Below are 20,299 nucleotides of genomic sequence, written 5' to 3'. Positions count from 1 at the left end.
CGTTGCGCTTACCGGGCCTGCGTATGGCGGCCGCCTAAGGCGAAGCCGTCATCCGGCAGAAGGCGATACTCACTTGAACCCGTATGCATTACCGGCGATAATTCACGCCAATAAGCGATTTATCTATCAAACCCTTCCTCGTCGGGCCTAACGACGCGGAGGGGTTTTTTTATACTTATTTTTTACGTTCCACGACTGTGAAAAGAGGTCATATCCATGAGCACTTTAGGTCATCAATACGATAACTCCCTGGTATCCAATGCCTTTGGCTTCCTGCGTCTGCCGATGAATTTCATGCCCTACGACAGCGATGCTGACTGGGTGATCACCGGCGTCCCGTTCGATATGGCGACCTCCGGGCGCGCGGGCGGCCGTCATGGCCCGGCGGCGATCCGTCAGGTTTCCACCAATCTCGCCTGGGAGCACAACCGTTTTCCGTGGAACTTCGACATGCGCGAACGCCTGAACGTGGTTGACTGCGGGGATCTGGTGTACGCCTTCGGCGACGCGCGCGAAATGAGCGAGAAGCTGCAGGCCCACGCCGAGAAGCTGCTGGCGGCCGGCAAGCGCATGCTCTCCTTTGGCGGCGATCACTTCGTTACGCTGCCGCTGCTGCGCGCCCACGCCAAGCACTTCGGTAAAATGGCGCTGGTGCATTTCGATGCCCACACCGACACTTACGCCAACGGCTGCGAGTTCGACCACGGCACCATGTTCTACACCGCGCCGAACGAAGGGCTCATCGATCCGAACCACTCCGTACAGATCGGTATTCGCACCGAATTCGATAAAGATAACGGTTTCACCGTGCTTGATGCGGGCCAGGTTAACGACCGCAGCGTCGATGACGTGATTGCCCAGGTGAAGCAGATCGTTGGCGATATGCCGGTGTACCTGACCTTTGATATCGACTGCCTGGATCCGGCGTTTGCGCCAGGAACCGGTACCCCGGTTATCGGTGGGCTCACCTCTGACCGCGCGATCAAGCTGGTGCGCGGTCTGAAGGATCTGAACATCGTCGGGATGGACGTGGTGGAGGTCGCCCCGGCCTACGATCAGTCCGAAATCACCGCCCTGGCGGCGGCGACCCTCGCGCTGGAGATGCTGTACATCCAGGCGGCGAAGAAGGGCGAATAACCCGAGGTCACCCCAACCCTCTCCCTTCCGGGGAGAGGGTACCGCACGGCACAGGGGGTTAATCAAGGCGCCGGACGGTTGCTCCTGCGGGCCGGGAGAGGGCCGACCCGCAGGAGAGGGTTCATCAGGTGCTTAAAACACGTTAAATGGATATTCGACGTAGAACCGCACTTCATTACCGCTGACGTTATAGTCGCTGGCGTTGCTGGAAACCCGCAGTACCGAATAGCGAAGCCTGAATTTCAAATCTTTCGCCGCCCCGTTTTGCACCTGGTATTGAACCTGGTTGAACCATTCATGTTCTTTGCCGTTGCTGGTCTCTGACGTTTTAATGTTATCCCCGCGCACGTAGGCGGTGGTCCAGGTCAGCCCCGGTATCCCCAGCCCGGCAAAATCCAGTCCATACGATGCCTGCCAGGAGCGTTCATCTTCGCCGTTAAAATCAGACCAGTAGGAGTTGGCCAGCCAGATAGTGTTCCCGCCATCGCCGACGCCGCCCTGGTTCTGGTAGCCGCCGTAGTGGTAGCCGGTGCTGCCGCTGCTTTGCTGGTAAGCGACCTTAAAGGTATGGATATCCCAGATGTAGCTGGCGGCCAGGCTCCAGATACTGTTGCTGCGTCCGGTGTCATTGGCATCGGCATATTGCTGATCCAGGCGTGAGTGATAGCCGTTGAAGTCGAGAACCAGCTGTTGGTTGGCGGCGAACGGCTGCTGATAGTTCAGGCCGAGATACTGTTTGTTCAGCACATCTTCGACATGCGACGCATACAGCGCGCCGCTGAGCTGGTCGTTGAACCGGTAGCTGGCGCCGCCGAAGGACAGGCTTTTCAGACCGCTGTTATGGCTGTCGTCGCTTTTACGCTGCTGATCGGTCAGGTAGCCGGCGTTAATTTCCAGACCGTCGATTTCGCGTGAGGTCAGCATGGTGCCGGTATAGCTCTCGTAGAGCAGGCGCGAGTCGTCGGCGTAGACAATAGGCAACATCGGGCGCTGACTGCCGTAGCTGAGCACGGTATTCGAAAAGCGCATTTTGCCGGTGGCGCCGAATTTCGCGAGGTCGGATTTTGCCCGGCCGTCGTCATCCTGGGCGAAAAAGTCGATCCCGCCCGCGCCGCTGCGGCCGCGGCCGCCGTCGAGGCGCACGGCGTACTGGGCGATGCCGTCCACGCCGAAGCCGACCGGTCCCTCGGTAAAGCCGGATTCGAAGGTGGCGATAATTCCCTGGCCCCATTCGGCTTTATCCGGCAGCCCATCGCGATAATCGCGTTTGATATACGCGTTACGTAAAAAGAGATCCAGATGGCTGTCTTCAATAAAACCCTGGCTGGTAGATTGTTGGCTGGCGAAAGCCGGCGCGGCGGCAATAATGCCAAGTGCGATGAATGATAATTCTTTTTTCACTGAGGGCACTTCTCTGTCTGTCGATATATTCAAGGGAATCACTGCAATCGCGATATTCTCCTGAAATAATGTCAAAAGCAATCATTGTGTGAGCAATGGTATCGGCAGGAAACAAGCGGTGTGGCCAACGCCGGCCAGGTTTGGCGAAGAGGGGTGGACTATTTAATATTTGGTCTAACCCGGCTCTGAAAGGCGGATTGTGTACGCCGTTTTTCATTTGCCAAATAATATTTTGCTGAGTGACAGCATATAAAATAATTGGCTGCGACGAGGTGAAATAATAATTAACGGTTTGTGCGCTTAAGTTATCAATTAATGCGGCTAAATATTTTTACTGGCAGATATAAAAGGGAGGCAGTCATGCCTCCCGCTGGCGATTATTTAATCCCGTCGGCCTTCATGCGATCGCGAATATGCTGGGCGCGCGCTTCTGAGGCCGGGTGATCGTCAAACATCGAGCTCTGACGGCCGGCTTCCAGCTTGGCCAGTTTCTCGAAGCTGGTGGCCAGTCCCGACGGATTGATGCCGCGCTTACGCAGCAGGTCGTAAGAGTAGTCATCTGCTTCCGATTCCTGGCGCTGGGAGAACTGCGAGTTCACCAGTTTTTCACCCAGATCGCCGAGCTGCGACTGGGACAAGCTGCCGACGATGCCGCCGGCGGAGGCCGCTGCCGCGCGCACGGCGTTGGTGCCCAGGGCGACCTGCATGCCTTTCTTCACATGGCCCAGCGCGACGTGGCCCATTTCGTGGCCGATCACCGCCTCGACTTCATTATCGTTCATCAGATCCATCAGCCCGCTGTAGACGCGGATGCAGCCGTTAGCCATGGCGAAGGCGTTGACATCCTTGGTCTCATAGACCTTGTAGTTTACGGGCTGACCATTGATGTTATCGCCCAGCGCGGCCGCGATTTTGTTCAGCCGCTGGCTGTATTCACTGCTGGCCGGGGCGATTTTCGCTTTGGCGTCCATCTCTTTACAGGCCTGGTCGCTTAAGGTTTTCACCTGCGCGTCGCTGAGAGAGTATGCCTGGAAGGCTTCGGCCCCTGAGCTGAGCAGACCGTTGGAGTCCATGTTCTGACATCCGGTGAGCGTTGCTGCGATCCCAAGAGCAAGTACGGTTGAGCGAATTTTCATTTTTTATCTTCCACAATCTTATGGTTGTTTATCCGACAATACGGCGACGGCAGGGAACCGTATTCTGCGTAAATTATAAAGAGTATCGCAGGATGCGGGCGAGCGGATTCCGGCGTAGCACAACCTGTTCCAGAGATTTCTTAAAGGGCAAAAGGATGCTCCATGTACATGACTTGTCGCTTGGGTTACATTGTTCACACTTTTTTCCGGCGTAGCCCAAAACGCGCTCTCGTCAAGTCGTTAAGGGCATGGCCTTCAACAGTCCGAACTGGAGTCAAAATGTCCTCACGTAAAGAGCTTGCTAACGCTATTCGTGCGCTGAGCATGGACGCTGTACAGAAAGCCAAATCCGGCCACCCGGGTGCCCCGATGGGTATGGCTGACATTGCCGAAGTGCTGTGGCGTGATTTCCTGAACCATAACCCGAACAATCCGGCCTGGGCTGACCGTGACCGTTTTGTACTGTCCAATGGCCATGGTTCGATGCTGATTTACAGCCTGCTGCACCTCACTGGCTACGATCTGCCGATTGAAGAGCTGAAAAACTTCCGCCAGCTGCACTCCAAAACGCCGGGCCACCCGGAAGTCGGCTACACCGCGGGCGTGGAAACCACCACCGGTCCGCTGGGCCAGGGTATCGCTAACGCGGTCGGGATGGCTATCGCCGAGAAAACTCTGGCGGCGCAGTTCAACCGTCCGGGCCACGACATCGTCGACCACTACACCTACGCCTTCATGGGCGACGGCTGCATGATGGAAGGCATTTCTCACGAAGTGTGCTCCCTGGCCGGTACCCTGAAGCTGGGCAAACTGGTGGCCTTCTATGATGACAACGGCATCTCTATCGACGGCCACGTTGAAGGCTGGTTCACCGACGATACCGCCAAACGCTTTGAAGCCTACGGCTGGCACGTGGTGCGCGGCGTTGACGGTCACGACGCTGACGCCATCAAACGCGCAGTAGAAGAAGCGCGCGCGGTCACCGACAAACCGTCCCTGCTGATGTGCAAAACCATCATCGGCTTCGGGTCGCCGAACAAAGCCGGTACCCACGACTCCCACGGCGCGCCGCTGGGCGACGCCGAAATCGCCCTGACCCGCGAAGCGCTGGGCTGGAAACACGCGCCGTTTGACATCCCGTCTGACATCTATGCGCAGTGGGATGCCAAAGAAGCCGGTCAGGCGAAAGAAGCGGCATGGAATGAGAAGTTCGCTGCTTACGCCAAAGCCTTCCCGCAGGAAGCAGCCGAATTCACCCGTCGTATGAAAGGCGAGATGCCGTCTGACTTCGACGCAAAAGCCAACGAGTTCATCGCGAAGCTGCAGGCCAACCCGGCGAAAATCGCCAGCCGTAAAGCCTCTCAGAACGCCATCGAAGCTTTCGGTCCGCTGCTGCCGGAATTCCTCGGCGGTTCCGCTGACCTGGCGCCGTCCAACCTGACCCTGTGGTCTGGTTCTAAGCCGATCAACGAAGACACCGCGGGTAACTACATTCACTACGGCGTGCGTGAGTTCGGTATGACCGCTATCGCCAACGGTATCGCGCTGCACGGCGGCTTCCTGCCGTACACCTCCACCTTCCTGATGTTCGTGGAATACGCGCGTAATGCGGTACGTATGGCCGCGCTGATGAAACAGCGTCAGGTGATGGTCTACACCCACGACTCCATCGGTCTGGGCGAAGATGGCCCGACTCACCAGCCGGTAGAGCAGGTGGCTTCTCTGCGCGTAACGCCGAACATGTCCACCTGGCGTCCGTGTGACCAGGTTGAATCCGCGATTGCGTGGAAATATGGCGTCGAGCGTCAGGACGGCCCGACCGCGCTGATCCTCTCCCGTCAGAACCTGGCGCAGCAGGAGCGTACCGAAGCGCAGCTGGCGAACGTGGCCCGCGGCGGTTACGTGCTGAAAGATTGCGCCGGCCAGCCGGAGCTGATCTTCATCGCCACCGGTTCCGAAGTGGAGCTGGCGGTGGCCGCGTGGGACAAACTGACCGCCGAAGGCGTGAAGGCGCGCGTGGTCTCCATGCCGTCCACCGACGCGTTCGACAAGCAGGATGCGGCCTACCGTGAATCCGTACTGCCGAAAGCCGTGACCGCGCGCGTTGCCGTGGAAGCGGGTATTGCTGATTACTGGTTCAAATACGTTGGCCTGAACGGGGCGATCGTTGGCATGACCACCTTCGGTGAGTCTGCGCCGGCTGAGCAGCTGTTCGAAGAGTTCGGCTTCACCGTCGACAACGTGGTCGCTAAAGCGAAAGCGCTGCTGTAATTGCGGTTACGGTGCGGGCTGATGCCCGCACCCAAACCCTCTCCCACAGGAGAGGGTGCAAACGCCAAAAACGGTAACCCCTGGGTTACCGTTTTGCTTTAACCTCGCCACCCGGCTTTTTTGTATCTGCTATTCCTGAACCATGTAATACGGTTGTAAATTATTCCAGCGAAAATGTGATGTGAGTCATATAGCTGGTTTATTGCGCTGGACAAACATTCCTTTTATTCCTCGTTTGGCTTATTCTAGCTGAAGCGTTTCAGTCGTTTAAATGTTCGACAATTAATCAATCAGTCGCAGTTTGCAGCTGGTAAGGTTTCCCTCAGAGCGTAGCTGGATTACTCTGTCAGCCACCTCATAACAGGGACAGCCTTGCAGGAGATCTATGACCATTCGCATCGCGATTAATGGCTTCGGTCGTATTGGACGCAACGTGGTTCGTGCGCTATATGAATCCGGGCGCCGTGCGGAAATCACCGTGGTGGCTATCAATGAGCTGGCGGATGCTGCGGGCATCGCGCATTTGTTGAAATATGACACCAGCCATGGCCGTTTCGCCTGGGATGTTCGTCAGGAGCGCGAGCAGTTGTTTGTTGGCGATGATGCCATCCGTCTGCTGCACGAGCCGACCATTGCGGCGCTGCCCTGGCGCGAGCTGGCGGTAGACGTGGTGCTCGACTGCACCGGCGTTTACGGGAGCCGTGAACACGGTGAGGCGCACCTGCAGGCTGGGGCGAAGAAAGTGCTCTTCTCCCATCCCGGCGGCAACGACCTCGACGCGACGGTGGTGTACGGCGTCAATCAGGATGAACTCCGCGCCGAGCATCGCATTGTCTCCAACGCCTCCTGCACCACCAACTGCATTATTCCGATCATTAAACTGTTAGATGATGCCTATGGCATCGAGTCCGGCACCGTCACCACCATTCACTCGGCGATGCATGACCAGCAGGTGATTGACGCCTACCATCCGGATCTCCGGCGTACCCGCGCGGCCAGCCAGTCGATCATTCCGGTGGATACCAAACTGGCGGCAGGGATCACCCGTATTTTCCCGCAGTTTAATGACCGTTTTGAAGCGATTGCCGTGCGGGTGCCGACGATAAACGTGACGGCAATTGACCTGAGCGTGACGGTCAAAAAACCGGTAAAAGCATGTGAAGTCAACCAGTTGCTGCAAAAAGCAGCACAAGGTGCATTTCATGGTATAGTTGACTATACGGAATTACCGTTGGTCTCAACAGATTTTAACCACGATCCGCACAGCGCCATCGTCGATGGCACGCAAACCCGGGTCAGTGGCGCGCATCTGATCAAAACGCTGGTCTGGTGCGATAACGAATGGGGCTTTGCTAACCGAATGCTCGACACGACGTTAGCGATGGCGGCTATTGGTTTCAGGTTCGACGCGTAAACGTCGACAAAACTTTATGAATCAACGAGAGGATTCACCATGTCTGTAATTAAGATGACCGATCTGGATCTGGCTGGTAAACGCGTTTTTATCCGTGCGGATCTGAACGTACCAGTTAAAGACGGGAAAGTAACCAGCGACGCACGTATCCGTGCCTCTCTGCCGACCATTGAACTGGCGCTGAAGCAGGGCGCGAAAGTCATGGTTACTTCTCACCTGGGTCGTCCGACCGAAGGCGAGTACAACGAAGAATTCTCTCTGCTGCCGGTTGTTAATTACCTGAAAGACAAACTGTCCAGCCCAGTACGTCTGGTTAAAGACTACCTGGACGGCGTGGAAGTCGCTGCCGGCGAGCTGGTGGTGCTGGAAAACGTTCGCTTCAACAAAGGCGAGAAAAAAGACGACGAAGCGCTGTCCAAAAAATACGCCGCGCTGTGCGACGTGTTCGTGATGGACGCTTTCGGTACCGCGCACCGCGCGCAGGCTTCCACCCACGGTATCGGCAAATTTGCTGACGTGGCGTGCGCAGGCCCGCTGCTGGCCGCTGAACTGGACGCGCTGGGTAAAGCGCTGAAAGAGCCGGCTCGTCCGATGGTCGCTATCGTCGGTGGTTCTAAAGTATCCACCAAACTGACCGTGCTGGATTCCCTGTCTAAAATCGCTGACCAGCTGATCGTCGGCGGCGGTATCGCCAACACCTTCGTTGCCGCTCAGGGCCACAACGTCGGTAAATCCCTGTACGAAGCGGATCTGGTTGATGAAGCCAAGCGCCTGCTGAGCACCTGCGATATCCCGGTTCCGACTGACGTTCGCGTCGCGACCGAGTTCTCCGAAACCGCAACGGCGACTCTGAAATCTGTTAACGACATTAAAGATGACGAGCAGATTCTGGACCTCGGCGACGTTTCCGCACAGAAACTGGCTGACATCCTGAAAAACGCCAAAACCATCCTGTGGAACGGCCCGGTTGGCGTATTCGAATTCCCGAACTTCCGTAAAGGGACTGAAATCGTGGCTAACGCTATCGCGGACAGCGAAGGTTTCTCCATCGCCGGCGGCGGCGACACCCTGGCAGCGATCGACCTGTTCGGCATCGCTGACAAAATTTCCTACATCTCCACTGGCGGCGGCGCGTTCCTTGAATTCGTCGAAGGCAAAGTCCTGCCGGCAGTAGCGATGCTCGAAGAGCGCGCTAAGCAGTAATTCAGTTCAGGCGGGGAAACCCGCCTGTTTTTCAGCGCGCTTAAGGGCTCGCGAACCTTCTTCAACGGTCGAAGATACAGATACAGGACTAAGTAACATGTCTAAAATTTTTGATTTCGTAAAACCGGGCGTCATCACTGGCGACGACGTTCAGAAAGTGTTCCAGGTAGCGAAAGAAAACAACTTTGCACTGCCGGCGGTAAACTGCGTAGGTACTGACTCCATCAACGCCGTTCTGGAAGCTGCTGCGAAAGTTCGCTCTCCGGTTATCGTTCAGTTCTCTAACGGCGGCGCGGCGTTCATCGCAGGTAAAGGCGTGAAAACTGACGTTCCTCAGGGTGCTGCTATCCTCGGCGCTATCTCTGGCGCGCACCACGTGCACCAGATGGCTGAGCACTACGGCGTGCCGGTTATCCTGCACACTGACCACTGCGCGAAGAAACTGCTGCCGTGGATCGACGGCCTGCTGGACGCAGGTGAAAAACACTTCGCCGCTACCGGCAAACCGCTGTTCTCTTCTCACATGATCGACCTGTCTGAAGAGTCTCTGCACGAAAACATCGAAATCTGCTCTAAATACCTGGCGCGCATGGCCAAAATGGACATGACCCTGGAAATCGAACTGGGTTGCACCGGTGGCGAAGAAGACGGCGTGGACAACAGCCACATGGACGCTTCCGCCCTGTACACCCAGCCGGAAGACGTGGATTACGCGTACACCGAGCTGAGCAAAATCAGCCCGCGCTTCACCATCGCCGCTTCCTTCGGTAACGTACACGGCGTGTACAAACCGGGTAACGTCGTTCTGACCCCGACTATCCTGCGCGACTCTCAGGAATATGTTTCCAAGAAACACAACCTGCCGCACAACAGCCTGAACTTCGTCTTCCACGGCGGTTCCGGTTCTTCCGCTCAGGAAATCAAAGACTCCGTTAGCTACGGCGTAGTGAAAATGAACATCGATACCGACACCCAATGGGCAACCTGGGACGGTATCCTGCAGTACTACAAAACTAACGAAGCTTACCTGCAGGGCCAGCTGGGCAACCCGAAAGGCGAAGACCAGCCGAACAAGAAATACTACGATCCGCGCGTATGGCTGCGTGCTGCACAGACTTCCATGGTGACTCGTCTGGAGCAGGCATTTAAAGAGCTGAACGCGATCGACGTTCTGTAAGAAAAATCTGTTTCTTACCCTGAAGCCCGCAGCAATGCGGGCTTTTTTATTAGCTTAACAACAGGATAGCGCGGCAGAAAACTGTGATCCATTTGGCAAAACGTGCACTTATTGTTTACCCTATAACCTGACTGCCCTGTCGCAGGCTGAGTTATTTACTTCCCCCAGGGGATTCATAAGGAATGTTAAATGGAAGATTTGAACGTTGTCGATAGCATCAACCACGCCGGGACGTGGCTGGCACGCAACCAGGAGCTGCTGCTGAGCTATGCCGTCAACATCGTCGCGGCTATCGCTATCCTGATCGTCGGGATGATCGTGGCGCGCGTCGTCTCTAACACCGTCAACCGCCTGATGCTGGCGCGTAAAATTGACGCCACCGTTGCCGATTTCCTCTCCGCGCTGGTGCGCTATGCGGTTATCGCCTTTACGCTGATTGCCGCCCTGGGCCGCGTGGGCGTGCAGACCGCCTCGGTCATTGCGGTGCTGGGCGCCGCGGGTTTAGCCGTCGGTCTGGCGCTGCAGGGGTCACTGTCTAACCTCGCGGCTGGCGTACTGCTGGTGATGTTCCGCCCGTTCCGCGCCGGTGAATATGTCGATCTCGGCGGCATTGCGGGTACCGTACAGAATGTGCAGATTTTCTCCACGACCCTGCGCACCGTCGATGGCAAAATCGTGGTGGTGCCGAACGGCAAAATTATCGCCGGCAACATCATTAACTTCTCCCGCGAACCGGCGCGCCGCAATGAGTTTATTATCGGCGTCTCTTACGATGCCGATATCGACAAGGTGAAGCAGCTCCTGACCTCGATTATCGAATCTGACGATCGTATTCTGCGCGATCGGGAAATGACGGTGCGCCTGAACGAACTCGGCGCCTCGTCGGTGAACTTCGTGGTGCGCGTGTGGAGCAAAAGCAGCGATCTGCAAAACGTCTACTGGGATATCCTCGAGCGCATCAAGCGTGAATTTGACGCCAATGGCATCAGCTTCCCTTATCCGCAGATGGATGTTCATGTGGTGCGCCTGCCGGAAAAAGCCGAGTAAACCACTACTCAGTGACTCAGGCCGGCCATGCCGGCCTTTTTTAATGGCTCATTATTAGCTTCGCTTATTAATGATTAATACTTTCAATTTCCGCTAATAATTTATTCGCGTTATAGTCAGCGCCACTCTCGAAGACAGCGGAAAAATCCTTATGTTTACCTATTACTTTCAGGGCCTTGCCTTGGGAGCGGCAATGATTTTGCCGCTTGGCCCACAAAATGCTTTCGTGATGAACCAGGGCATCCGTCGTCAGTATCACCTGATGATTGCCTTGCTGTGCGCCGTCAGCGACTTGCTGCTGATCTGCGCCGGCATTTTTGGCGGCAGCGCGCTGCTGATGCAGTCCCCCTGGCTACTGGCGCTCGTGACCTGGGGCGGCGTGGCCTTTTTACTGTGGTACGGCTTTGGCGCGCTGAAGACGGCGTTCAGTCCGAATCTTGAGCTCGCCAGCGCCGAGGCGATGCAGCAGGGGCGCTGGAAAATCATTATCACTATGCTGGCGGTCACCTGGCTGAATCCGCACGTTTATCTGGATACGTTTGTGGTGCTGGGCAGCCTGGGAGGCCAGCTGGCGATGGAGCCGAAGCGCTGGTTTGCGCTGGGAACCATTAGCGCCTCTTTCCTGTGGTTCTTTGGTCTGGCGCTGTTGGCCGCCTGGCTGGCGCCGCGGCTGCGTACCGCCAGAGCCCAGCGGATCATCAACATTGTGGTCGGCGCCGTCATGTGGTTTATTGCGTTTCAGCTGGCAAAAGAGGGCGTCGTCCACATCCAGGCGTTGCTCAACTAAGCGTTGTCCGATGGACTTTCCTGCTGTACGCGCTAAGCTTGCTGGCATGCGTCCCGTAAGGGCGATTTAAGTAACATGGAGAAACGACAGTGAAGTTAAAAGTCTTAGCCCTGGCGGCAACACTCGGATTTAGCACGATGGCGGCACAGGCAAGCGAATTGCCGGACGGTCCGCACATTGTGACTTCAGGCACAGCAAGCGTTGCTGCGGTTCCGGATATCGCTACCCTGGCGATCGAAGTGAACGTGGCGGCAAAAGATGCCGCATCGGCAAAAAAACAGGCTGACGATCGCGTTGCGCAATACCTCTCTTTCCTCGAAAAGAGCGGCATTGCGAAAAAAGACATCAACTCGGCGAATCTGCGTACCCAACCTGATTACGACTATCAGAACGGGAAAAGCATTCTGAAAGGCTATCGCGCGGTGCGCACCGTCGAAGTGACCTTGCGCCAGCTGGATAAACTCAACGGTCTGCTGGATGGCGCCCTGAAAGCCGGTCTGAACGAAATTCGCTCCGTCTCGCTGGGCGTTGCGCAACCGGACGCTTACAAAGATAAAGCGCGTAAAGCGGCGATCGACGACGCCGTGCACCAGGCGCAGGAGCTGGCCGCAGGTTTCCACAGCAAGCTGGGGCCGGTGTACAGCGTGCGCTACCATGTCTCTAATTATCAGCCGAGCCCGATGGTTCGCATGATGAAGGCCGCTGACGCTGCGCCGGTTTCCGCCCAGGAAACCTACGAGCAGGCGACTATCCAGTTTGACGACCAGGTCGACGTCGTGTTTGAACTGCAGCCGGCGCAGGCCGCGGCTCCGGCGAAACCGGCTGAAGCGCCGAAACCGGCCCAGTAAACGAGAGAAACAAAAAAGCCACTTCAGCGAAGTGGCTTTTTTTATGCCCGCGGTTTAATCCTGACGCAGCACCTTGTGACCGTAGTCGATGAGCGCATCGGTCACCCGCCGCATCATACGGCTTTCCGGGGCAAAGCGGTGCCAGTAGAGCATACGTCGCTGAAACAGGCCGGGAGTGAGATCGATAAGCTCGCCGCTGTTGAGCTCTTTTTCGATCTGCAGATGCGGGATCATACAGCAGGTAGTGCCCTGGCGCGCCAGCTGGACGAAGGCTTCCGACGAGTTGACGATATGGCAGGGGACGCTGCCCGGCGGCAGGTCGAAGTTTTGCTGCAGAAAGGCCTGATGCATATCGTCCAGATGGTCGAAGGCGACGACCGGGGCTTTCAGCAGCGCCGAACGCGTTACGCCGTTCGGGAAGTAGCGTTGCGCAAACTCTTTTGAGGCGACAAACAGGTAATCGAGCGCGCCGAGCTGATCCACCAGGCAGCTTGGCAGCGCCTGCGGCTGGATACTTACCGCGCCGACCACTTCGCCACGGCGCAGGCGCTCCTGGGTGCGGGTTTCATCTTCCACCTGCAGGTTGAGACGAATAGGGGAGTCCGACAGCACATTAGCCAGCGCCGGCAGCAGCCAGGTCGCCAGACTGTCGGCGTTCACCGCCAGCGACAGCAACAGCGGCGTGGAGCCAGTCTGCTCGTCGCCCAGCCACTCCTCTTCCAGCAGTTCAACCTGGCGCAACAGAGCCAGCAATTTTTGTCCTTGCTCGGTTGGGCGCGGCGGCACGGTACGTACCAGCAGCGGCTGGCCGAACATATTTTCCAGCTGCTTAATTCGCTGTGAGACGGCGGACTGGGTAATACATAGCTTCTGCGCGGCGCGCTCAAATCCTCGTTCTCTAATCACCGCGTCCAGCGCTTGTAGTGTCCTGTAGTCCGGTCGTTTCATTATTCTGGCGTGCCCCCATAACTAATCGTTATCTCGCACTATGACATAAATTTTTATTTGATACAGACGAAATTGGTCTGCTCTGTTGTGTGATCTGCATCGCAGGGACATTTCCACTGTCGATGTTCTATAATGCGCCACAGGCATTCACATCTCGGACCATGATTATGACGCAGGATGAACTGAAAAAAGCGGTAGGTTGGGCAGCGCTGCAATACGTACAGCCAGGGACCATTGTGGGCGTTGGCACCGGCTCGACGGCGGCCCATTTTATTGACGCGCTGGGCACCATGAAAGGGCAGATCGAAGGGGCGGTCTCCAGCTCCGATGCCTCCACCGAGAAGCTGAAAAGCCTCGGGATCACCGTCTTCGATCTCAACAGCGTCGATCGCCTGGGGATCTACGTTGACGGCGCGGATGAGATCAACGGTCACATGCAGATGATCAAAGGCGGCGGCGCGGCGCTGACCCGTGAGAAGATCATCGCTTCGGTGGCCGATAAATTTATCTGCATCGCCGATGCCTCCAAGCAGGTCGATATTCTGGGCAAATTCCCGCTGCCGGTTGAAGTCATTCCGATGGCGCGCAGCGCCGTTGCACGCCAGCTGGTCAAGCTGGGCGGTCGTCCGGAATACCGTCAGGGCGTGGTGACCGATAACGGCAACGTGATCCTTGACGTGCACGGCCTGGAAATTCTCGATGCTATCGCGCTGGAAAACGCGATTAACGGCATTCCTGGCGTCGTGACCGTAGGGCTGTTCGCCAATCGCGGCGCCGACGTGGCGCTGATCGGCACCGCTGACGGTGTGAAAACCATCGTAAAATAGTCTGTCCGCAGGGAGCCAACCGGCTCCCTCGCAAATATTTTTTCACCTGGTGCAATTTAGTGACTTCTGTCACATTTGTGCAACCATTCTGATTAACGCGCTACCGTTCATTATCTTTCTGGTGTTTTGTCCTGCCATTTCCTTCTGAATGACATTTCTTCAGGACGGCGACGCAAACGTTCATATTGCCGCGATAGTTTTTTTTGATATGTTGCTGAGACGAACTTTCGTTCAGCACGACATCAGTTAAGACAAAACAGGACGGGGAAATGGCTAAGGTATCACTGGAAAAAGACAAGATTAAATTTCTGCTGGTTGAAGGTGTGCATCAAAAGGCAATCGATAGCCTTCGCGCGGCAGGTTACACCAACATTGAATTTCATAAAGGCGCGCTGGATTCCGAACAGCTGAAAGCGTCGATCCGTGATGCCCATTTCATCGGCCTGCGTTCCCGTACCCATCTGACTGAAGAGATTTTCGCCGCGGCGGAAAAACTGGTTGCCGTCGGCTGCTTCTGCATCGGTACCAACCAGGTGGATCTGAACGCCGCCGCGAAGCGCGGTATTCCGGTGTTTAACGCGCCATTCTCTAATACCCGTTCGGTGGCCGAGCTGGTGATCGGTGAGCTGCTGCTGCTGCTGCGCGGCGTGCCGGAAGCCAACGCCAAGGCGCATCGCGGCGTATGGAATAAGCTGGCGGTGGGGAGCTTTGAAGCGCGCGGCAAGAAACTGGGGATTATCGGTTACGGCCACATCGGCACCCAGCTCGGCATTCTGGCGGAATCGCTGGGGATGCATGTCTTCTTCTATGATATTGAAAACAAACTGCCGCTCGGCAACGCCACTCAGGTACAGTATCTCTCCGACCTGCTGAACATGAGCGACGTGGTCAGCCTGCACGTGCCGGAAAACGCCTCCACCAAAAATATGATGGGCGCGGAAGAGCTGGCGCTGATGAAGCCTGGCGCGCTGCTGATCAACGCCTCCCGCGGCACCGTGGTGGATATTCCGGCGTTATGCGATGCGCTGGCGAGTAAGCATCTGGCCGGGGCGGCAATCGACGTCTTCCCGACCGAACCCGCGACCAACAGCGATCCCTTCACTTCGCCGCTGTGCGAATTTGATAACGTGATCCTGACTCCGCATATCGGTGGCTCCACTCAGGAAGCGCAGGAGAACATCGGTCTGGAAGTGGCCGGCAAGCTGGCGAAGTACTCTGACAACGGGTCAACCCTGTCAGCGGTTAACTTCCCGGAAGTTTCTCTGCCGCTGCACGGCGGACGCCGTCTGCTGCACATCCATGAGAACCGGCCGGGCGTCCTGACCGCCATCAACCAGATCTTCGCCGCGCAGAGCATCAACATTGCCGCCCAGTATCTGCAAACGTCGCCGCAGATGGGCTACGTTGTTATTGATATCGAAGCGGAAGAAGACGTTGCCCAGCAGGCGCTGCAGGCAATGAAAGCGATCCCGGGGACTATCCGCGCCCGTCTGCTGTTCTAATCATTTTTGCCTCTCGGGCAGGTCGCGTACCTGCCCGTTTTTTTGTTAATACTTTCCAGGCTGAATTTCTCGTCCCCGCGTACCTACCAACACCAGGTTTTGCCCGGGGTGATCACCGCCGGCAGCGGGATATCCCACTCTTCGCTCGGCAGGGTGTCCACCTGCTGGCAGTCGTGCGCGTAGCCCACCGGCTGCAGGCGATACTGCTGCCAGTTTTGCAGCGTCCGGTCGTAAAAACCGCCACCCATCCCCAGCCGTTGGCCGCCGGCATCGAAGGCCACCAGCGGGGTGACCAGCACATCGAGTTCAGCGAGCGGCAGCACGTCGCGCACGTCGAGCTTCGGTTCGCGGATCTTCAGGCGATTCACTATCAGTTCGCTCTGCGGATGGTAATGTAAAAACAGCAGGTTACCGGGGCTAAACGGATGCAGCACCGGGAGATAGACTCGCTTACCGGCCCGCCAGAGCTGGTCGATCAGCGGTTGGGTGTCCAGCTCGCCGTCAAAGGAGAGAAACAGCGCCACGGTGTGGGCGAGAACCACCGGCGGCCAGGCCATCATCCGCTCTGCGGCCTGCAGGGCAAACTGCCGCTGTTGCTCAGGGCTGAGCGCGCGTCGACGCTCGCGGATCTGCTGGCGAATGTGCTGGCGGGAGAGCAGGGTATCGGGCTGTAGAGTCATGCAGGTCTCATGGCGAGCAGGCGAAACAATAGAAAACAGTGTAATACAGTGCGGCATCAGCCGAAAACAGGCGTGGGGAAATAATGCGAGGTAAGGAAGGGAATCTCCGAGATGCCGCCGCAGGCTGTAACCCTTGAACCCTTGGTTCAAGGTGAATGTGTCGTCACAGTTTTAAGGCTTCTCGGACGGACCGAGCATGCTCACCAACCGTGGAGCGCCACATTCTTGTGGTATGAAATATCGGCTCAGGGGACTGGCCCGCTTGCAAACATCTCAGAGAAATTTTGTTCCTGGAGTTACTCTAACACAGTTAACTGCAAAGTGTTATTCAAACTTCGACCCTGGTCTTTCGCTTATGCGACCTTGCTCAAGCAATGCTTGCTCGATGGTCTGCTGAAGCATGCGAATGCGCTGCTCCATACTGGAAGCGTAGTCGCGGGTCTTCGCTTTTTCCTGAGTCAACTCATAGCTGATGTTCAACGCGGCGATGAAGACCAGCTGCTCAGTATTTGTGACTCTAGTGCGTTCTTTTAAATCTTGCAACCGCTGATTAAGGTCTTCAGCTGCCTGATTCAGGGCATCCCTTTGTTCAGGCGGGCAATTCACTCGCAGTGAACGGCCGAAAATTTGGAGATCTACGGGTTGTGCAGACATGCCACCTTCCTGCTGATTGACTGCGCTGCCTTCACACCCTGACCCGGGTCTGCGAAGGGGCGACACTATAGCTACCCTGGTGCGAAGATACAAGCCCTATTCTGGTTCACCAAGGTCCAAAGTGGTAGCATACCATGAATATTCCTCCCAACGATGACGAATGCGCATGTCTATACAGAACGAAATGCCTGGTTACAACGATGTAGACCAGTTACTGAACCAACAAGGGGTAGGGCTTACCCCGGCCGAGATGCACGGTTTGATCAGCGGATTACTGTGCGGCGGCAACACGGACAGCAGCTGGCAGCCGCTGGTGCACGACCTGACCAACGAAGGTCTCGCCTTCGGCCATGAGCTTGCCCAGGCGCTGCGTAACATGCATTCCGCCATCAGCGACTCACTGGATGACGATGGCTTCCTCTTTCAACTGTATCTGCCGGAAGGCGATGCGGTGAGCGTCTTTGACCGCGCCGACGCCCTCGCCGGCTGGGTCAACCACTTCCTTCTCGGCCTTGGCGTTAGCCAGCCGAAGCTGGATAAAGTGAAAGACGAAACCGGGGAAGCGATTGACGATCTGCGTAATATTGCCCAACTGGGCTACGATGAAGACGAAGATCAGGAAGAGCTGGAGATGTCTCTGGAGGAGATTATCGAGTATGTCCGCGTTGCCGCACTGCTGTGCCACGACACCTTTGCGCGTCAGCAGCCAACCGCACCGGAAGTCCGCAAACCGACATTACACTAACTAAAATTCGTTCAGGGGGCGTCATGACTCAGCAGGAATTTCTCTCGCGTCGCCAGGCGCTGTTGGCGCAGATGCAGCCAGGCAGCGCGGCGCTGATTTTCGCCGCACCGGAAGCGGTGCGCAGTGCAGATTCGGAATATCCCTACCGGCAGAACAGCGATTTCTGGTACTTCACCGGCTTCAACGAACCGGAAGCGCTGCTGGTGTTGATTAAAAGCGATGAAACCCACAACCATAGCGTGCTGTTCAACCGGGTTCGCGATCTGACCGCTGAGATCTGGTTCGGTCGCCGTCTGGGCCAGGAGGCCGCGCCGGCGAAGCTGGGCGTTGACCGGGCGCTGGCGTTCAGCGAAATCAACCAGCAGCTGTATCAGCTGCTCAACGGTCTGGACGCTATCTATTTTGCCCAGGGCGAATATGCCTATGCCGATGAGATTGTGTTCAACGCCCTCGAAAAACTCCGCAAAGGCTCGCGGCAGAACCTGCAGGCGCCGAACTCGGTGATCGACTGGCGGCCCATTGTGCATGAGATGCGCCTGTTCAAATCCGCGGAAGAGCTGGCCGTGATGCGCCGCGCCGGGGAGATCAGCGCCCTGGCCCATACCCGGGCGATGGAAAAATGCCGCCCTGGCATGTTCGAGTATCAGCTGGAGGGCGAAATTCTCCATGAATTCAATCGCCACGGCGCGCGCTTCCCCTCCTATAACACCATCGTTGGCGGCGGCGAAAACGGCTGCATTCTGCACTACACCGAAAACGAATCTGAACTGCGCGACGGCGACTTAGTGCTGATTGACGCCGGCTGCGAGTATCGCGGCTATGCCGGCGACATTACCCGCACCTTCCCGGTGAACGGCAAATTCAGCCAGCCGCAGCGCGAAATCTACGATATCGTGCTGGAATCGCTGGAGACCGCGCTGGAACTCTATCGCCCGGGCACCTCAATCTGCCAGGTGAACCAGGAAGTGGTGCGCATTATGATCACCGGCCTGGTGCGGCTGGGGATCCTCAAAGGCGAGGTTGACGAGCTGATCGCCAACAATGCCCACCGCCCGTACTTTATGCACGGTCTGAGCCACTGGCTGGGGCTGGATGTACACGATGTCGGTCACTACGACACCGACCGTTCTCGCGTCCTGGAGCCGGGGATGGTGCTGACCGTCGAACCGGGGCTGTATATCGCCGCCGACGCCGACGTGCCGGCGCAGTACCGCGGCATCGGCATCCGTATTGAAGATGACATCGTCATTACCGAAGACGGCAACGAAAATCTCACCGCCGGCGTGGTGAAGAAGGCGGATGAGATCGAAGCGCTGATGGCGGCGGCGCGCCAATCATGAGCGTGCTGATCGTCGGCGGCGGGATGACCGGGGCGACGCTCGCCCTGGCCATCTCCCGTTTGACCGGCGGCGCGCTGCCGGTCCATCTGATTGAGGCGCAGGATCCCCAGTCGGCTCGCCACCCCGGCTTCGACGACCGGGCGATCGCCCTGGCCGCCGGCACCTGCCAGCAGCTGGCGCGCATCGGTGTCTGGCAACGTCTCGCCGAGCGGGCGACGGCTATCCAGCGGGTACACGTCAGCGACCGCGGCCATGCCGGTTTTGTGAATCTGGCGGCGGCGGATTATCGCCTGCCGGCGCTGGGTCAGGTGGTTGAACTCCACGATGTCGGCCAGCGCCTGTTTAGCCTGCTGCGCGAGGCGCCGGGCGTGACGCTGCATTGCCCGGCGAAGGTGGCAGCGGTCAGCCGCAGCCAGGAGAGCGTCAGCCTTACCCTTGAGGGGGGCGAAACGATCAGCGGCAAGCTGCTGGTGGCAGCGGACGGTTCGCGTTCGTCGCTGGGCGCCCGCTGCGGCATCAGCTGGCAACAGCAGCCCTATGAGCAACTGGCGATTATCGCCAACGTAAGCACCGCGCTGCCCCACGAAGGCCGCGCTTTCGAACGTTTTACCGAGCATGGCCCGCTGGCGATGCTGCCGATGTCGCAAGGGCGCTGCTCGCTGGTGTGGTGTCATCCGCAGTCGCGCCGCGACGAGGTGCTGAGCTGGTCTGACGAACGCTTTTGTCAGGAGCTGCAGCAGGCGTTCGGCTGGCGTTTGGGGCGCATTACCCACGCCGGGAAGCGCAGCGTCTATCCGCTGGCCCTCACCACCGCCAGCCGCGCGGTGTCGCACCGCCTGGCGCTGGTCGGTAACGCGGCGCAGACGCTGCACCCGATTGCCGGGCAGGGCTTTAATCTCGGCCTGCGCGATGTGATGAGTCTGGCGGAGCTGCTCGCTGACGCCCATCTCAGCGGCGAAGATGTCGGCCATTATCCGCTGCTGTGTCGCTATCAGGCGCGCAGAACAGGGGATAAAGCCGCCACCATCGGCGTGACCGATGGGCTGGTGCATCTGTTTGCCAACCGTTGGGCGCCGCTGGTGGCGGGGCGCAATGTCGGTCTGATGGCCATGGAATTATTTACCCCGGCGCGCGATGCGCTGGCGCAGCGTACCCTCGGTTGGGTTCCCCGTTAAGGAGTAG

General features: G+C 57.5%; 18 protein-coding genes and 1 other RNA gene. 13 read left to right on the top strand and 6 right to left on the bottom strand.

Annotation, left to right across the window (positions count from 1 at the left end):
- The first annotated feature begins 216 nt into the window (after window positions 1–216).
- Window positions 217–1,137, top strand: coding sequence for an agmatinase (speB, locus tag ABLV54_RS19030; RefSeq protein ID WP_004205166.1), 921 nt, complete (start codon window positions 217–219; stop codon window positions 1,135–1,137).
- Window positions 1,138–1,269: 132 nt separating this feature from the next.
- Here the strand turns inward: speB and ABLV54_RS19025 are convergent, their stop codons facing one another.
- Window positions 1,270–2,538: an OprD family outer membrane porin gene (locus ABLV54_RS19025; RefSeq protein WP_123822800.1), complete on the bottom strand. Its 1,269-nt coding sequence runs from the start codon at window positions 2,536–2,538 to the stop codon at window positions 1,270–1,272.
- Window positions 2,539–2,915: 377 nt separating this feature from the next.
- Window positions 2,916–3,674, bottom strand: a complete 759-nt coding sequence (locus tag ABLV54_RS19020) for a M48 family metallopeptidase (protein WP_017899781.1) — start codon at window positions 3,672–3,674, stop codon at window positions 2,916–2,918.
- Window positions 3,675–3,953: 279 nt separating this feature from the next.
- Between ABLV54_RS19020 and tkt the strand changes: the two genes are divergently transcribed.
- From tkt to ABLV54_RS18985, 7 genes are all read left to right on the top strand, one after another.
- Window positions 3,954–5,945, top strand: a complete 1,992-nt coding sequence (gene tkt / locus ABLV54_RS19015) for a transketolase (RefSeq protein ID WP_050533751.1) — start codon at window positions 3,954–3,956, stop codon at window positions 5,943–5,945.
- A gap of 385 nt (window positions 5,946–6,330) precedes the next feature.
- The gene (epd, locus tag ABLV54_RS19010) at window positions 6,331–7,359 is read left to right on the top strand and encodes an erythrose-4-phosphate dehydrogenase (RefSeq protein WP_004205289.1); all 1,029 of its coding nucleotides are present in this window, start codon (window positions 6,331–6,333) and stop codon (window positions 7,357–7,359) included.
- Window positions 7,360–7,398: 39 nt separating this feature from the next.
- Window positions 7,399–8,562, top strand: a complete 1,164-nt coding sequence (gene pgk / locus ABLV54_RS19005) for a phosphoglycerate kinase (protein ID WP_023290986.1) — start codon at window positions 7,399–7,401, stop codon at window positions 8,560–8,562.
- A gap of 97 nt (window positions 8,563–8,659) precedes the next feature.
- A complete protein-coding gene (gene fbaA, locus ABLV54_RS19000) occupies window positions 8,660–9,739 on the top strand; it encodes a class II fructose-bisphosphate aldolase (protein WP_008806452.1) in 1,080 nt (359 codons plus the stop codon).
- 189 nt (window positions 9,740–9,928) lie between these two features.
- Window positions 9,929–10,786, top strand: coding sequence for a small-conductance mechanosensitive channel MscS (locus ABLV54_RS18995; protein WP_023290985.1), 858 nt, complete (start codon window positions 9,929–9,931; stop codon window positions 10,784–10,786).
- Window positions 10,787–10,937: 151 nt separating this feature from the next.
- A complete protein-coding gene (gene argO, locus ABLV54_RS18990) occupies window positions 10,938–11,573 on the top strand; it encodes an arginine exporter ArgO (RefSeq protein ID WP_048335266.1) in 636 nt (211 codons plus the stop codon).
- 89 nt (window positions 11,574–11,662) lie between these two features.
- On the top strand, window positions 11,663–12,421 hold the full coding sequence (locus tag ABLV54_RS18985; RefSeq protein WP_023290983.1) for an oxidative stress defense protein: 759 nt from the start codon (window positions 11,663–11,665) through the stop codon (window positions 12,419–12,421).
- A gap of 54 nt (window positions 12,422–12,475) precedes the next feature.
- Here ABLV54_RS18985 and argP read toward each other — a convergent pair whose 3' ends face one another.
- Window positions 12,476–13,369, bottom strand: a complete 894-nt coding sequence (gene argP / locus ABLV54_RS18980; protein ID WP_002916497.1) for a DNA-binding transcriptional regulator ArgP — start codon at window positions 13,367–13,369, stop codon at window positions 12,476–12,478.
- A 167-nt stretch (window positions 13,370–13,536) separates the two neighbouring features.
- Between argP and rpiA the strand changes: the two genes are divergently transcribed.
- Window positions 13,537–14,196, top strand: a complete 660-nt coding sequence (gene rpiA / locus ABLV54_RS18975) for a ribose-5-phosphate isomerase RpiA (protein WP_002916495.1) — start codon at window positions 13,537–13,539, stop codon at window positions 14,194–14,196.
- Window positions 14,197–14,465: 269 nt separating this feature from the next.
- Entirely contained in the window at window positions 14,466–15,698 is a 1,233-nt protein-coding gene (gene serA, locus ABLV54_RS18970; RefSeq protein ID WP_101881383.1) for a phosphoglycerate dehydrogenase, read from the top strand.
- Between the two features lie 83 nt (window positions 15,699–15,781).
- Here serA and ABLV54_RS18965 read toward each other — a convergent pair whose 3' ends face one another.
- The 3 genes from ABLV54_RS18965 to zapA all read right to left on the bottom strand — a co-directional run bounded on the left by ABLV54_RS18965 (window position 15,782) and on the right by zapA (window position 17,032).
- Window positions 15,782–16,378 carry a 5-formyltetrahydrofolate cyclo-ligase gene (locus ABLV54_RS18965; RefSeq protein WP_072413555.1) on the bottom strand — a complete coding sequence of 199 codons (597 nt, stop codon included), beginning with the start codon at window positions 16,376–16,378 and terminating at the stop codon, window positions 15,782–15,784.
- Between the two features lie 99 nt (window positions 16,379–16,477).
- Window positions 16,478–16,661: non-coding RNA, 6S RNA (gene ssrS, locus ABLV54_RS18960), on the bottom strand.
- A gap of 41 nt (window positions 16,662–16,702) precedes the next feature.
- Window positions 16,703–17,032 carry a cell division protein ZapA gene (zapA, locus tag ABLV54_RS18955; RefSeq protein WP_004205298.1) on the bottom strand — a complete coding sequence of 110 codons (330 nt, stop codon included), beginning with the start codon at window positions 17,030–17,032 and terminating at the stop codon, window positions 16,703–16,705.
- 166 nt (window positions 17,033–17,198) lie between these two features.
- Between zapA and ABLV54_RS18950 the strand changes: the two genes are divergently transcribed.
- From ABLV54_RS18950 to ubiH, 3 genes are read left to right on the top strand one after another with little or no spacing between them, the layout of a single operon-like run.
- A complete protein-coding gene (locus ABLV54_RS18950) occupies window positions 17,199–17,777 on the top strand; it encodes a YecA family protein (RefSeq protein ID WP_002916486.1) in 579 nt (192 codons plus the stop codon).
- Between the two features lie 23 nt (window positions 17,778–17,800).
- The gene (pepP, locus tag ABLV54_RS18945) at window positions 17,801–19,117 is read left to right on the top strand and encodes a Xaa-Pro aminopeptidase (RefSeq protein ID WP_004205299.1); all 1,317 of its coding nucleotides are present in this window, start codon (window positions 17,801–17,803) and stop codon (window positions 19,115–19,117) included.
- Entirely contained in the window at window positions 19,114–20,292 is a 1,179-nt protein-coding gene (gene ubiH, locus ABLV54_RS18940; protein ID WP_023290982.1) for a 2-octaprenyl-6-methoxyphenyl hydroxylase, read from the top strand. The genes pepP and ubiH overlap by 4 nt, the downstream gene beginning before the upstream one ends.
- Window positions 20,293–20,299 lie beyond the last annotated feature (7 nt).

The organism is Klebsiella sp. JB_Kp042 (genome assembly GCF_040065275.1).
Classification (GTDB): domain Bacteria; phylum Pseudomonadota; class Gammaproteobacteria; order Enterobacterales; family Enterobacteriaceae; genus Klebsiella; species Klebsiella quasipneumoniae.
Note: the sequence above shows the minus strand (reverse complement) of the source record. Positions and strands in the feature narration are given on the sequence as shown.